Consider the following 13,979-nt stretch of genomic DNA (forward strand, 5'->3'; position numbering starts at 1 on the left):
TCCGGCCCGCGCCCGTGGCAGCCCACGCCCGCCCCGGCCCCGCCGACCCCCGTGGTCCGCGGGGCCGGGGCGCGTTCACGGCCATGACCTTCAACATCCGGCGTCCCCTGGAGAAGTACCGCCGGACGGCACCGGACGCGTGGTTCACCCGGGCCCCCGCGGTGCAGGCCGTGCTCCGGGCGCACCGGCCGGAGCTGGCCGCCCTCCAGGAGGTCCTCCCGCAGCAGCTGCACCCCCTGCAGCAGGCCCTGGGTCCCCAGCACGTCCTTCTGGGCGAGGGGCGGGACGCCGGCGGCCGCGGCGAGCGGTGCCTGCTGGCCGTGGACACCGCCCGCTTCGGGATCGAGCGGTGGCGGCAGCGGTGGCTGTCCCCGCAGCCGGAGGTCCCGGGATCGAAGTGGCCCGGGGACCTCTTCCCCCGCACCCTGGTGCTGGCCGACCTCACGGACCGGCGCACGGGAGTGGCCTGGCGGGCGGTCGCCACCCACCTCGACCCGTGGCCCGAGCGCGGTCGGTTGCGCCAGCTGGCCGCGCTGCAGGGCCTGCTCCTCGGGTGGGACGGGCCCCTGCTGCTGCTCGGGGACATGAACGCGGCCGCCGGCCGGTCCCGCACCTGGGACGCCGCGCTCGCCGGCGGCCTGCGGGACACTCTCCCCGCGGACGCCGCCGGGACCTTCCCCAACTACCGGGAGCCCGGTGCCAGGACGCCGCGCCTGGACTGGATCCTGTACGGCGGCCGGGTCAGGGTGCTCGACGCGCGGGTGCTCGTGGACCGTCCACGCGGCGTGTGGGCATCGGACCACTTCCCTGTGCTGGCCGAGCTCGAGCACGGCGGAGGCCCCGCCGGCTGAGCGCGGGGCCTCCGTGCGGTGCTGCGGACCGGCTGAGAACGCGATGCTGAACATCCAGACTCCGAGGGGCATCGTCACGAGGGTGATCAGGGCGATGCCGATGATGTTCAGCCACGGCCCGCCCTTGATCATCTGGCCGATCGTCACGTAGCCGGAGCCGAACGCGATGGCGTTGGGCGGGGTGGCGACCGGCAGCATGAACGCGCACGTCGCAGCCAGGCCCACTCCAGCGGCCGGACCCCGCGCTCGGCGCCGGCGGGCAGCAGGAACAGCAGCAGTCCCACGACCATGGCGATGCCGGCGTCGCTGATCGGCGGGGTGTCGAAGACCACGGGGACGAACACCCAGCTGGGCGCCGCCAGCGCGAAGACGGCCAGCACGAGCTTCTCGCCGGTCGACATGGGACCGAGCTTGTGGAGCTCGACCCGCCCATGAAGAGGGAGATGATGTTGCTCCCGTGGGACGCTCCGACGTCGTCGACGGCCACGTCCGGCGCAAGGACCGGGAAGATGATCAGCGGCAGGAGGGCGGTGGCCGGGATCGGGATGGCCTCCGTCATCCACCACACGCCCATGCGGGCGGCGGTGGCGGCCGTGAGCCTGGCGTGCTGGGCCAGGTCAGAGGGCACGAGGGAGTAGACGAGCAGGGCCAGGACCAGGCCCACGAGGAGACCGGCCCACTTGATCCGACGCGTCCTCTGGTGCTCCGCGGGCGCCCGCTCGCCCTCGAGCGGGGCGGTCCGGCGCTCCGCCACGGGGTCCGTGGACGGCGCCGAGGGCGAGGCACACGGCCCTCCCCAGGGCGACGATCCGTGCTCCGCGTGCCATCCGAGGCCTCACGGTGGTAGGAATGAGCCGTCCGCCCGGGGAGACCCGGCAGGGCTCCGTCCGGCCGCCCTGCCGGTGCGCACCCGGTCGTGGGTGTCGTCCCACCCGATGCACCCGGGAGGGTCCACCACCACCACCGCTGCTCCGGCGTGCCGGGGCGGGGGACACCCTTCCCGGTCCGCGCGGGAGAGCCATCGACAACGAACCGGTCGTCACGGACGCGGCGGCCAGGAGGTGCCCGTGACCTACACCGTGATCGCCCGCAGCGCGGACTCCCGTCTGCTCGGGGCCGCCACGGCGAGCTGCTCACTCGCCGTGGGCAACGCCGTGCCGGCCCTCGTGCCCACCGCCGGGGTGGTGGCCTCCCAGGCCTGGACCAACCGGCGGCTGCGCTTCGAGATGCTCCGCACGCTGCACCACGGGGGCACGGCGGAGGAGGCGATCGCAGGACTCACCGACGCCGACCCCGACCTCGCGCTGCGCCAGGTGGCGGTCCTGCCCGTGGCGGGGCCCGGCGCGCACCTCACCGGCAGCCTGTGCACGCCCTGGGCGGGGGGCGTGGCCGGGGCCGACTTCGTGGTGATCGGCAACTACCTCGCCGGCCCGGAGGTCGTCGAGGCGATGCGCGCCGCGATGGACGAGGCGCTCGCGGGGCCCGGACCGACCAGCACCGGGATGGCCGGTGCGCTCCTGGCCTGCCTGCGCGCGGGCCAGGACGCGAGCGGGGACAGCCGGGGGCAGCAGAGCGCCGCGGTGCTCGTGGCCGACACGCTCGCCGGCTTCCAGTACCCCGTGCTGCTCGACGTCGACCTGCGCGCCGACAACTCGCCCACCCCGCTGGACGACCTGGAGGAGATGCTCGCGCTGAAGGGCAGGACCCACCCGGCGCCGGCAGAGGTGGTGCCCAGCACGGAGGTCCCGCACCGCCCCGAGGACGAGGGGCTCTGGTCGACGGTCCTGTCCTGACCTGCCGCGGGTGGGCCGTCCCTGCCGTGGTGGCCTACCCTCGGTCCATGACCTCTCGTCGTGTCCCCCCGCCGGTGCGCCGCGCCCCCGCGGCAGGCCTGGCCGCGGTCCTCCTGGCGGGCGCGACGGTCCTCGCCGGCTGCTCCCCGTCCGACCCGCCGAGGACCGCCGGGGCCGAGGCGTCGCCGTCGGCCCCGTCGGCTCCGGACCGGCTGGAGGTCGTGGTCACCGGCGACGTCCTGCTCCACCCGGGGCTGTGGGCGCAGGCCGAGGCGGACGGTGACGGGGAGCTGGACTTCGGCCCGCTCGTGGAGGGGCTGCGCCCGTTCACGGAGAGCGCCGACCTCGCCGTCTGCGACATGGAGACCCCGCTCGCCGCGCCCGAGGGTCCCTTCTCCGGGTACCCCTCGTTCGAGGTGCCGCCGCAGATCGCCCCGGCGCTGGCGGAGATCGGCTACGACGCGTGCACCACGGCCACGAACCACGCCGTCGACGCCGGCCCGGAGGGCCTCGAGCGGACCCTCGACGTCCTGGCGGACGCCGGGATCGCCACCACCGGCACGTACCGCACCGCGCAGGACGCGCGGGAGCCGCTGGTCCTCGACGCGGACGGCGTGCGCGTGGGACTGGTGACCGGGACCTACGGGCTCAACGGCAACGTCCCGGACGCCCCGTGGCGCGTGGACCTGCTGAACGTGCCCGAGATGATCGACAAGGCGCGCCGGGCGCGGGAGGCGGGGGCGGAGATCGTGCTGGCCGCGGTGCACGCCGGGGAGGAGTACTCCTCGGCGCCCGACCGGCAGCAGCTCGAGGTCACGCACGCGCTCGCCGACAGCGGGGAGTTCGACTTCGTCTACGGACACCACACGCACTCGGTGCTGCCGATCGAGAAGCACGGGGACACCTGGATCGTGCACGGGCTGGGCAACAGCCTCTCCGAGCACGCCACCCGGGTGCCGGTCAACAACGAGGGCCTGACGGTCAGCATGTCCTTCGCGCGAGAGGACGGGCAGTGGGTCGCGGGCGACCCGGTCTGGACCCCGCACATCCTCACCCTGGACCCGATCCGGTGGTGCGCGCTGCCGGCCGAGGACGTCTGCCGCTCCCCGGAGGAGGACGCGGCGTCCCTGGCGCGCACCGCGCGGACCGTGGGGTCGATGGGCGCGGAGGCCGACGGCGCCCGCCCGTGGCGCCCGCTCACCCTCGGACCCGCAGGGCCGCAGGCCCCCTCAGGACCGTAGGACCCCGCAGGACCCCGCAGGACCGTGGCGCTCAGTCCTGTCCCAGGGTGACGAGCGCCTGCACCGGGGCGTGGTCGCTGGGGTGGCCCCCGGCGAAGCGGGCGGTGTTGATCGCGGCGCGGCGCACCTTGACGTCGGGGCCGGCCAGCACCCAGTCGATGCGCTCCTCACCCTCGACGGCCTCCCCGTAGTCCGGGAACGTGCCCCACGCGGGGGTGAGCCGTTCCTCGGCGGCCGTCCAGGTGTCGGCGAGCAGCCCGGAGCCCACGAGCGTCGCGTAGGCCCCGGAGCCGCCCGCCTCCGCGTTGAAATCCCCGGTGACCACCGTGGGGGTGTGCGGGTGGAAGCTGTGCACGAGGTCGACCAGGGCCTCCGCGCTGCGGTCCCGGGCGTCCTCGGAGTCGTGGTCGAAGTGGGTGTTGACGAGCACGAGCTCGGTGCCGGTGCCGCGGTCCAGGAAACGGCCCCAGGTGACGATGCGCGGGATGTCGTTGCCCCACGTGGTGGAGCCGATGAGCTCCGGGGTGCCGGAGAGCCAGAACTGGTCCCACTCCAGCAGCTCCAGCCGCCGGGCGTCGTAGAAGATCGCAGAGTACTCGCCCTTGCTGCCCCCGGCGCGTCCGTAGCCGACCATCCGGTAGCCGGCGGGCAGCGCCTGCTCCACCACCGGCAGCTGGTGGTAGAGGGCCTCCTGCACCCCGAGGAGCGTGGGCTGCTCGAGCTGCAGCAGCCGCGCCAGCCGGGGCGCGCGGTCGGGCCAGTGGTCCGGGTGCCCGGCGCGCGTGCCGCTGTGGTGGAAGCGGATGTTGTAGCTCATCACGTGCAGGGCGCGGCCCGTGGCAGGTCCGATGATCGGCACCGCCGGGTCGGCCACGCCGGCGGTCGCAGAACGGTCGAGAAGGACGGTGTCTGGTGACATCACTGCTCCAGGGTGGGGGAGGGCGGGGGCGTCGTCGTCCCATGGTGGACCGGGCGGCCCGACCACGGTGCCACCGAGGGGGAACCCCCGGTGATCATCCGGTGAACTCGTGGGGTCCTCCACGGGGACCGCGGCCCCGTGGCCGGCGGTGCACGGCTCAGGCATCGGGCACCGCCACGGGGAAGTGCCGGATCTCCCCGGCACGGAGTTCGTGGACCTCGCCGTCCACCCACACGCGCACGGGAAGGGCGGGGCCGGGGCCGAGGTAGAGACGCAGCGCCGCCGGGGTGAGCTCGATCTGGATCGGCTGGTCCCGGTAGTGGATCGAGAAGGTCACCTCGGGCACCTGCGGCGGGATCGCCGGGCGGAACCACAGCATGTCCTCCCGGATCTCCAGGCCCGTGTAGCAGCGGGTGAGGATGTCCACGGAGCCGGCCATGGCCCCGAGGTGAATGCCCTCGCGGGTGGTGTCCCCCTGGGCGTCGACGAGGTCGCTGCTCAGGGCGCGGGTGAGGAACGACCAGGAGCCGCGGCGGTCGAGGCGCGACTCGACCCACGAGTGGACCACGTTGGACAGCGTGGACCCATGGGCGGAACGGGTGCGGTAGAAGGCCACGGTGGCCTGCACCGCCTCCGGAGGGAAGGCGTAGCCCATCTGCTCCAGCAGCTCGCGCAGCTCCCGGTCGGAGAACAGGTAGAGCAGCATCAGGACATCGGCCTGCTTGGAGAGCCGGTAGTCGTTGGTGGACAGCCCCTCGGCGTCGAGGATGAGGTCCAGACGGCCGATGCGGCCGTAGCGCTCCTGGTACTTCTCCCAGGAGAACTCCGGGAGGTCCCCGTAGCCCTCGAACTGTGCGAGCACGCCGCCGGCGAGGAACGGGACCCGCAACCGGGTGCGGATCCGCTTCCAGTTCACCAGCTCGTCGTCGCGAAGGTCCAGTCGCTGCCACAGGGGACCCCCGTAGTCCTGGCCGAGGCGGTCGATCATCTCCAGGGTGCGGGTGAGCAGCCACGCAGTCATGACATTGGTGTAGGCGTTGTTGCGCAGGCCGGAGCCCGGGGTGCCGGGGTAGCCGTCGTGGAACTCGTCCGGTCCCATGACCCCCGTGATGTCGTAGCGGTCGTCCCGTGGGTCGTGGACGACCAGGCCCGCGAAGAACCGGGCGACCTCCACCATGAGTTCCGCCCCCTCCTCCACGAGGAAACGGGTGTCCGCCGTGGACTGGAAGTACTGCCACACCGAGTGGGCGATCGCCAGGCCGACGTGGTGCTGCAACCGGGAGTTGTCGGGGATCCACCGCCCGGTCCGGGGGTTGAACAGAACCGTGGGCGTCTCCTCACGGCCGTCGCTGCCGCTCTGCCACGGGAACATCGCCCCGGCGTGGCCGGCCCTTCGCGCGGCGGCCCGGGCCTCCTCGAGGCGCCGGTAGCGGTAGGCGAGCATCGACCGCGTCCATTCGGGCCGCCGCAGCGTGAGCATGGGGTAGACGAACATCTCGTCCCAGAAGATGTGGCCCCGATAGCCCTCGCCGTGCAGTCCACGGGCGGGCACGCCCGCGTCGAGGTCCGGTCCCGCGGCGGCCACCGACTGGAGGACGTGGAAGGTGTTGAGGTTCACGGCGAGCCCCTCCTGTCCTCCCGTGCCCGTCGCGACGGCGAACGCGGACCACAGGGCCTGCCACGCCGCCACGTGCCGGCTCAGCAGCTCCTCGAAGGTCCCGGCCTGGGCCAGGGCGCCGGCCGCCGCGAGCGCCGGCGTCGAGATCGCCCGATCCCGGGAGGTGGTGAGGGCGACGATCTTCTCGACCCGCACGGCCTCGCCGGCCGCCATCCCGATGCGCATCTCGTGGCCCGTCACCCGGGGGGCCGGCGTGACGGGGACCATCGATCCGGAGCGCCGCGCGCGGCTCTCCTCCAGCACCCGGGTGCGCATCGCCACCGCGAGGTGGATCTGGGACTGGCTCGTCACGGTGTCCACCAGGACCGTCCCGGGTCCCAGGTCCTCCACCGTGACCGCGCCCAGGTGGTGGTCGGCGAGCGACGAGTACTCGCGGACGTTGCGGTTCGCGACGTCCGCGTCCACCATGCTCCGGACGGTGAGCGTCCCGGACCAGTCCTCGGCCTCGAACACCGTCTCCTGGCCCGCGAGATGACGCTGGTCCTGGGAGACGAAGCGTCGCGTGGTCACCCGGGTGGTGCGGCCGACGTCGTCCCGGAAACGGAGGCTGCGGGTCAGCACGCCGGTGCGCACGTCGAGGTCCTGCGCGTAGTCGAGGGCGTTCTCCTCGGTCGGCAGGTACCAGTACCCGTTGCCGACGCGGTACTGCAGCATCGTCCAGTCGGGGGCGTTGACCAGGTGCTCGTCCTCGACGGTGAGCCCGTCGACGTCCGTGCGCAGGCGGTTGTAGACACCCGCCAGGTAGGTCCCCGGGTAGTGCGGTCCCCCGGCCCGGGCCTCGCTGGCGGCGCCGCGGGTCGCCATGTACCCGTTCCCGAGTGTGCACAGGGACTCGCGCAACCCCTCCTGGCGGGCGTCGAAGGACGTGTAGGTCAGGTTCCAGGGGCTGTCCCCGCCCGATCCGCCGCCCCACGCGGCGGTCCCGGACACGGGGGCCAGCGGCAGGTCGAGGGCCTCGAGGTCGTCGACGACGAAGTGGGCGCCCGCGGCGAGCAGCGGTCCACGGCGATCCGCGTCGCCGAGGCCGACGACGAGGCCGAATCCCTCGGTCACGGCCGTCCGCACCAGGCGGTGGCTGTCGGTGACGACGACGACGTGCTCCGGATCGACCTCCAGCTGGCGGGAGGCGAGCCGGAGGGAGGCGGACGGAGGATGCCGGTGGGGGCGTCCGGAGAGGGGGCCCTCCGGGTCGTCGTCCGGCGGGTCCGCGGCAACGACGACGTCGGCCAGGAACTCCGAGGGCAGCTCCTGACGGGCGGTGACGACCGCTGTGAGGACGCCTTCGGCCCGCAGGCGCGTGAAGAGGCCCTGTGCACCGGAGTCGGGCACGTGCCGCTCGTCCATCTCCACGAGCACGGAGTGCACTTCCTCGACAGAGGGGTCGAGGGCCAGCAGGACGGCCCCGTAGGTGGTATTGCCGGGGACGACCGGTTCCGCCTCGACGCCGCTCATGCGGTCATTGTGCCACCTGCCTCCGTCAGGTGCTGGAGGCGGGCGGGGCGGGGCGTCAGTTGATGGTGCTGAGGCGGATGGTCTCGGGCAGCCCCAGGATCTGCTCGATGACCTCCCTCGTCACGCCGTTGCCGGCGTCCGTGACGAGGTAGCCGGTGTCCCCGCGGGTCGACAGCTGCTGGCGGTCGATGTTGATGCCGTGGTCGCCGAGGACGCTGTTGACGGTCGCCAGGACGCCGGGGACGTTGCGGTGCAGGTGGAGGATGCGGGTCCCGTTGACGGCGGTGTCCAGCTGGACCTGCGGCATGTTCACCGACAGGGTCGTGGAGCCCGAGGTCACGAAGGACGAGAGCTTCGCGGCCACGAACCGCCCGATGTCCACCTGCGCCTCCTGCGTGGAGCCGCCGATGTGCGGGGTGAGGATCACGTTGGGCAGGCCCTGCAGCACCGAGGTGAACGGGTCCCCGGCCACCTTGGGCTCGTTGGGGAAGACGTCCACGGAGGCGCCGGCGATGTGCCCGCTGACCAGGGCGTCCCGCAACGCGTTGTAGTCGACCACCATGCCGCGGCACAGGTTCAGGAACAGGGACCGGGGGCGCATCCGCTCGAACTGCTCGCGCCCGAACAGGTTGTTGTTGCTGGTGCGACCGTCCACGTGCAGCGAGACGGTCTCGACCCGCTCCAGCAGCTCCTCCAGCGTGTCGCAGCGCTGGGCGTTGCCGAGGGGGAGGCGGTCCACGACGTCGTAGTAGTAGACCCGCATGCCGAGGGTCTCGGCGAGCACGGACAGCTGGGACCCGATGTTGCCGTAGCCCACGATGCCGATGGTGCGGCCGCGGACCTCGTGGGCACCCGTGGCGGACTTGTCCCACACGCCCTCGTGCATGCCCTTGTTCTTGTCGGTGAGGTGCCGGGCCATCGAGATGATCTCGGCGACCGCGAGCTCCACCACGGAGCGGGTGTTGGAGTAGGGAGCGTTGAAGCACGTCACGGCGTGCTCGGTGGCGGCCGTGAGGTCGATCTGGTTCGTGCCGATGCAGAAGGCGCCCACGGACAGCAGCTGCGGGTGGGCCTCGAACACCTCCCGGGTCACGTGGGTCTTCGACCGGATGCCGAGCAGCTCGACGCCCGCGAGGGCCTCGATGAGCTCTCCGGTGTCGAGGGCGCCCTTGCGGGTCTCGACCTCGATGCCCTTCTCGGACAGGATGCGTTCGGCCTCGGGGTGGACGTTCTCCAGGAGCAGTGCTTTCACAGTGGCCCAGTCTATGGCTCCGGGGCCCGGGACGACGACGTCGGGCGTCACCGTGCGGCCGATGTGGTCCGGATCACCGTGCCCCGGCGGGCTGCGGCGTCTCCCCGGGCGCGGCACCCGAGCCGGATCGGGGTGCCGGCGGGACCGGGGCGCCGCCCGGCGCGAGGCCCGTGGACGATCCGGGCGCGGACGCCGCGCTACCGAGCAGTATTTCCACTGTTGCCGCCCGGCCGGTGACGGACGTGTGCGATCGTGATTAGCATCACGATCACCCCCGTTCCGGTGCCGCCCCTCCGCAGGGCCGTGCCGGCAGCAGCCCTCACCCCCCGGAGGACCCACGTGATCCCTCAGCACCGCGCCCCCGCGACCGCACGCCCCACGAACCGTCCGCGCCGCCGGACGGCGGCGGCGGTCGCGCTCGCCGTCGCCCTTCCCCTCGGCGCCGCGGCCCCGGCGGCCGCCGACGCCAACTTCCCCTCGACCGAGGGGAGCACCAGCACCTCCAGCCTGCTGACCTACGACGACGTGGTGCGGGAGCTGCAGAAGCTGGAGCGGACCAGCCGCCACGGCGTGGACGCCTTCACCCTCGACGAGGCCGGCATGGAGGTGAGCACCTCCGAGCAGGGCCGGGACCTGTGGGTCGCGACCGTCGGCTCCGGACCGGAGCACGTGTGGCTCCAGGGCCGGATCCACGGCAACGAGCCCTACGGCACCGACGCCCTGCTGACCCTGCTCAAGGACCTCGGCACCAACGGCTCGGCCGAGTACGAGCTGCTCCGGGAGAAGTTCACCTTCCACGTCATCCCGATGTACAACCCGGACGGCGCCGAGGCCAACATCCGGCACACCGTGCTGTGGGACCGGGTGGCGGACGCCCCGGAGGGCGGGACGCCGCAGCGGATCGACCTCAACCGCGACTGGACGGCGGAGGGCTTCGCCGCGGACGAGTCCCGGGCGTTCTACGAGTACTGGACCACCGTGGACCCGGCGTGGGGCGTCGACATCCACCACCAGGGCCTGAAGCAGCAGTACGGGACCGGCGAGGACGTGACCCTCTCCCTCGGCATCTCGCTCGCTCCCGGCGGCCCGACCCTGCCCGGGATCCAGGACGGGGCCTACGACCGGCTGACGCGCCAGATGAACGTGCACGTCTACGACGAGCTGTCGAAGTACGGCTCCATCAACATCGACCGCTACCAGGTGGGCGGCAGCTACGAGATCGACATCAGGGGCGGCGTCGTGTCGGCGATGATGCTCGGCCTCGACCACGACGGGCTCAACCCGGAGGGCCACTCCCACCCGGTCGTGTTCTTCGAGACCTCGGGCAACTCCTCCGACGGCAGCCTGGGCCAGAAAGCCCGCGGCAAGAGCGTGCGGCAGAACGTGCTCGCCGTGAAGGAGCTCCTGCTGGGGCTGGCCACCGGAGAGGTCCAGCAGGAGGACCCGGAGCGCTGGGAGGAGATCCCGCACGCGCCGGTCACCGGCTACAGCACCGACTGGGCGGGGACCCTCCCGGTCGGCGGCTGAGTCCGGCCGCCGGTGCCCTCCTCGGGGGCACCGGCGGCTCGGGGCACGAAAATGGCGAAGCGGGACATCCGTCGGATGTCCCGCTTCGCCTGCGTGGTGCGCGAGGGGGGAGTTGAACCCCCACGCCCTTTCGGGCACACGGACCTGAACCGTGCGCGTCTGCCTATTCCGCCACTCGCGCTCGTCTCCCACGGCGGCGGACCGCTGTGAGCAACGACGGCAATCCTACCCACGATCGCCCCCGATGGCCAATCGTGAGGGCGGCGCGCGGTCAGTACGCTGGTCCCATCCTCCGCACGGAGGGTGGCCGGCGCCGACCAGGGGAGTGCACATGCAGCCCGATCACCAGCAGACCGAGGACAAGCGCAAGGAGCTGGGGCGCAGCGACGAGCCGGTCGAGGACGAGCTCGTCGAGGAGTTCGAGAACACCGTCGCGGAGGGGGCGGACCGGCTCAACCGCACGTGGCGGGCGCTCGTCATCACCGGGCTGTTCGGCGGCATCGACGTCGGACTGGGCATCATGGCGATGCTCGCCGTCAAGGACGCCACCGGCTCCGACCTGCTCGCGGGCATGGCCTTCGGCATCGGGCTGTTCGCCCTGCGGTTGGCGCACTCGGAGCTGTTCACCGAGGACTTCCTGATCCCCATCAACGCGGTGGTCGCCAAGCACGGCACGTGGTTGCAGCTGTGCCGGCTGTGGACGGTGACCCTCGTGGCCAACCTCGTCGGCGGCTGGCTGTTCATGTGGGTGGTGGGAGCGGCCTTCCCGCAGTTCGAGCAGCTCCTGCTCGAGACCTCGCTGAAGTACATGGAGAGCGGTCTCACGCTGGAGACGGCCGCGCTGGCGATCCTCGCCGGCAGCACGATCACGCTGAGCACGCGGATGAGCCAGGGCACCTCCGACGACGTCGTCACCGCGCTGATCTCGCTGATCAGCGGTCTGCTGGTCGTGGGACTGGGCATGCTCCACGGCGCCCTGAACTCCATCGTCATCTTCGGCGCCATGCACCTGGGCGCGGCGATCTCCTACTCGGACTGGTTCGTGTGGTTCCTGTGGGTCATTCCGCTGAACATGGTCGGAGGGCTGGTCATCATCACCCTGCCGCGACTGATCCGGACGCTCGAGCTGATCAAGAAGGAGCGCGCCGAGCAGAGCAAGAAGCTCGTGGCGCAGGGCCTGGAGGACTGACGGTTCAGGCGACCACCAGCCCGGTCGCCAGGGCGAAGGCGCCCCACAGCCCGGTCAGCGCGAAGAGGGTGATCGGGGCGAGCAGCGCGAGCTCCGCGACCGACCCGGCGTTGCCGATCAGCGGCACGGTCAGGAAGGACCGGTTCTTGTACAGGGCGCGGGGCAGGGGCAGGGGCACCCGCAGCGGGTAGAGCAGGTGGATCCCACGTGTGGTCACCAGGTCCCCGGCCAGATGGACCACCACGCCCGTGCCCACCGCGGCGGCGAACCACCACTCGTGCGCGGGCGGATACAGGCCCACGACGACGCCCAGCCCGATCCCCACGACCCAGTTGAGCTTCGCCACCCGCTCCGGCACGAAGGCGAGCACCTGCACGGCGAACGCGATGAGCAGCACGGACATGACCGCCGCCAGCGGCCACACCCGGCCGAGGTCCCCGGCAGGGATGCCGATCTTCTGCGCGGCCGCCGCCAGGCCGGTGAACGCCACCACCCCCAGCACCGAGTGGGTGCCCCGCCGGTGCCCGCCCGAGAGCCGGCAGATCCCGCGGGCCAACCAGGTGGACAGCGGCCGCAGGGACCGGGCCACGGTCCCGCCCGGGTGGTCCAGGTCCGGCAGCAGCGCCGCGCCGGCCGTGACCAGGGCGCCGGTGAGGACCCCGGAGTCGCCGACGTCCAGCAACCCCCACCCGATCGGCATGCTGAGGTCCTGCAGGTGCAGGTGGTAGTCGGCGGTCAGCGCCACCCACGCGGCCGCCCCGCAGGCCGCATGGCTCGGTCCCATCATGGAAGTGATGTCCTCCTCGGATTTCCGGTGCGGTGGGGTCAGGTCGACCTCACCAGCGGAAACACTAGAGTCCCGGCCGGACAGCACAGTGCCGGGGACTGCACGGCGGGCACCCGGCGACACCGGATCCCCCGGGTCCGTAGGCTGGCGGCCAGGACTCCGCCGACGGAAGGACAGCGCCGTGCTCCGATCCACCCGCTCCGGTTCGGGGGCGCCCACCCTGCTGCTGCTCCCCGGGCTGCTGTGCACCCAGCGGCTGTGGGACCGGGCGCGGCCGCTGCTCGAGGCGTTCCACGACGTGCTCACGGTGGACCTGCCGGGCGTCGGCGGCGGCGACCTCCCGGAGGGCGCCGCCGACCTGGAGGCGTACGCGGACCGGGTGTGCGAGGTGCTCGACGCCGAGGGGATCGAGCGCTGCGTGTGGGTGGGGCACTCGCTGGGCGGCTACGTGCTGGCGGCGGCCCTGGAGCGCCACGCCGACCGGATCAGCCACGCCGTCCTGGCCTACAGCACCACCGAGGCCGACGACGCGTCGGCCCGCGCCGGCCGGGACCGTGGGATCGACGCCGTGCGGGAGCACGGCGTCGCCGCCTACGCGGACCGGCAGATGCCCCGGACGTTCCGGGAGGACGCCCGCGAGGAGGACGTCGAGGCCGCGCTCCGGCAGGCCCGGGACTGGCCGGAGGACGCCGTGGTCCGGGCGCTGGAGGCCATGCGGGACCGGCCCGACCGCACGCCGTTGCTGCTCGATCACACCGAGATGCCCGTGCTGCTCGTCCAGGGGGACGACGACCCCGCGATCGACGCCCTCGACCCGGAGGAGCGCCACGTCACGCGGATCGTCACGGACACCGCGCACATGGGCGTGCTCACCGACCCGCACACCTTCGCGGGCATCGTGCACGGCTGGGTGGCCGACGAGCTCGAGCGCCCAGCCTGACCGGACCCCGTCGGGGAGCGGGGCGTCAGGGGGCCGGCACGGACCGCCACCCCGCGGAGTCCACCTCGACGACGACGGGCGCCCGGCCGCCCACGCCCCGCCGCCGCAGCGCCGCCTCGATGTCACCCGCGGGGGCGGCGACCACGAAGGTCTCCCCGCGGAACAGGTCGGCGGAGTCCTCGACGAGCGAGACCAGCTCCTCGGCGCCGCGGGCCGTGAACCGCTCGGCCACGCGCAGGCGCGCGGTCCACGGCGGGGGAGAGGCTGCGTCGTCGAGGAGGACGGCGGTGGCCGGGCACTGCAGGTCGGTCATGGCTCCAGTCTTCCCCTCGGGCCACGGCGGGGGAAGA

11 protein-coding genes, 1 tRNA gene and 1 pseudogene are annotated in these 13,979 nt (G+C 72.9%); 6 read left to right on the top strand and 7 right to left on the bottom strand.

The annotated features are described in order from the left end of the window. The first annotated feature begins 14 nt into the window (after positions 1-14). On the top strand, positions 15-851 hold the full coding sequence (locus tag ACYVM4_RS08425; RefSeq protein WP_460668232.1) for an endonuclease/exonuclease/phosphatase family protein: 837 nt from the start codon (positions 15-17) through the stop codon (positions 849-851). A 36-nt stretch (positions 852-887) separates the two neighbouring features. Here ACYVM4_RS08425 and ACYVM4_RS08430 read toward each other — a convergent pair. Further along, positions 888-1,605 (bottom strand): annotated as a pseudogene (locus tag ACYVM4_RS08430) (anion permease); the annotation flags it as partial. A gap of 313 nt (positions 1,606-1,918) precedes the next feature. Here ACYVM4_RS08430 and ACYVM4_RS08435 point away from each other — a divergent pair. Together ACYVM4_RS08435 and ACYVM4_RS08440 are read left to right on the top strand one after the other, a co-directional pair. Beyond that, positions 1,919-2,644: a DUF1028 domain-containing protein gene (locus ACYVM4_RS08435; protein ID WP_368822859.1), complete on the top strand. Its 726-nt coding sequence runs from the start codon at positions 1,919-1,921 to the stop codon at positions 2,642-2,644. Positions 2,645-2,691: 47 nt separating this feature from the next. Beyond that, positions 2,692-3,885, top strand: a complete 1,194-nt coding sequence (locus ACYVM4_RS08440; protein WP_460668233.1) for a CapA family protein — start codon at positions 2,692-2,694, stop codon at positions 3,883-3,885. Positions 3,886-3,916: 31 nt separating this feature from the next. Here ACYVM4_RS08440 and ACYVM4_RS08445 read toward each other — a convergent pair whose 3' ends face one another. From ACYVM4_RS08445 to serA, 3 genes are all read right to left on the bottom strand, one after another. Further along, entirely contained in the window at positions 3,917-4,804 is an 888-nt protein-coding gene (locus ACYVM4_RS08445) for an endonuclease/exonuclease/phosphatase family protein (RefSeq protein WP_460668234.1), read from the bottom strand. Positions 4,805-4,961: 157 nt separating this feature from the next. After that, positions 4,962-7,934: a glycosyl hydrolase family 65 protein gene (locus tag ACYVM4_RS08450; RefSeq protein ID WP_368822856.1), complete on the bottom strand. Its 2,973-nt coding sequence runs from the start codon at positions 7,932-7,934 to the stop codon at positions 4,962-4,964. Between the two features lie 55 nt (positions 7,935-7,989). Then, a complete protein-coding gene (gene serA, locus ACYVM4_RS08455; RefSeq protein WP_368822855.1) occupies positions 7,990-9,186 on the bottom strand; it encodes a phosphoglycerate dehydrogenase in 1,197 nt (398 codons plus the stop codon). Between the two features lie 339 nt (positions 9,187-9,525). Between serA and ACYVM4_RS08460 the strand changes: the two genes are divergently transcribed. Further along, positions 9,526-10,713 (top strand): M14 family zinc carboxypeptidase, encoded by a 1,188-nt coding sequence (locus ACYVM4_RS08460; protein ID WP_368822854.1) that lies wholly within the window; start codon positions 9,526-9,528, stop codon positions 10,711-10,713. Positions 10,714-10,807: 94 nt separating this feature from the next. On the opposite strand, the gene ACYVM4_RS08465 is transcribed toward ACYVM4_RS08460, so the two are convergent. Then, positions 10,808-10,894 (bottom strand) — tRNA-Leu (locus ACYVM4_RS08465). Positions 10,895-11,044: 150 nt separating this feature from the next. On the opposite strand from ACYVM4_RS08465, the gene ACYVM4_RS08470 reads away from it, so the two are divergent. Continuing rightward, positions 11,045-11,902, top strand: a complete 858-nt coding sequence (locus ACYVM4_RS08470; protein WP_368822853.1) for a formate/nitrite transporter family protein — start codon at positions 11,045-11,047, stop codon at positions 11,900-11,902. Positions 11,903-11,906: 4 nt separating this feature from the next. Here the strand turns inward: ACYVM4_RS08470 and ACYVM4_RS08475 are convergent, their stop codons facing one another. Next, entirely contained in the window at positions 11,907-12,689 is a 783-nt protein-coding gene (locus tag ACYVM4_RS08475) for a metal-dependent hydrolase (protein WP_368822852.1), read from the bottom strand. A 181-nt stretch (positions 12,690-12,870) separates the two neighbouring features. Here ACYVM4_RS08475 and ACYVM4_RS08480 point away from each other — a divergent pair, with 181 nt between their 5' ends. Beyond that, positions 12,871-13,629 (top strand): alpha/beta fold hydrolase, encoded by a 759-nt coding sequence (locus ACYVM4_RS08480; RefSeq protein WP_368822851.1) that lies wholly within the window; start codon positions 12,871-12,873, stop codon positions 13,627-13,629. Positions 13,630-13,654: 25 nt separating this feature from the next. On the opposite strand, the gene ACYVM4_RS08485 is transcribed toward ACYVM4_RS08480, so the two are convergent. After that, positions 13,655-13,942: a hypothetical protein gene (locus tag ACYVM4_RS08485; protein ID WP_368822850.1), complete on the bottom strand. Its 288-nt coding sequence runs from the start codon at positions 13,940-13,942 to the stop codon at positions 13,655-13,657. Positions 13,943-13,979 lie beyond the last annotated feature (37 nt).

The organism is Kocuria himachalensis (assembly GCF_054784195.1).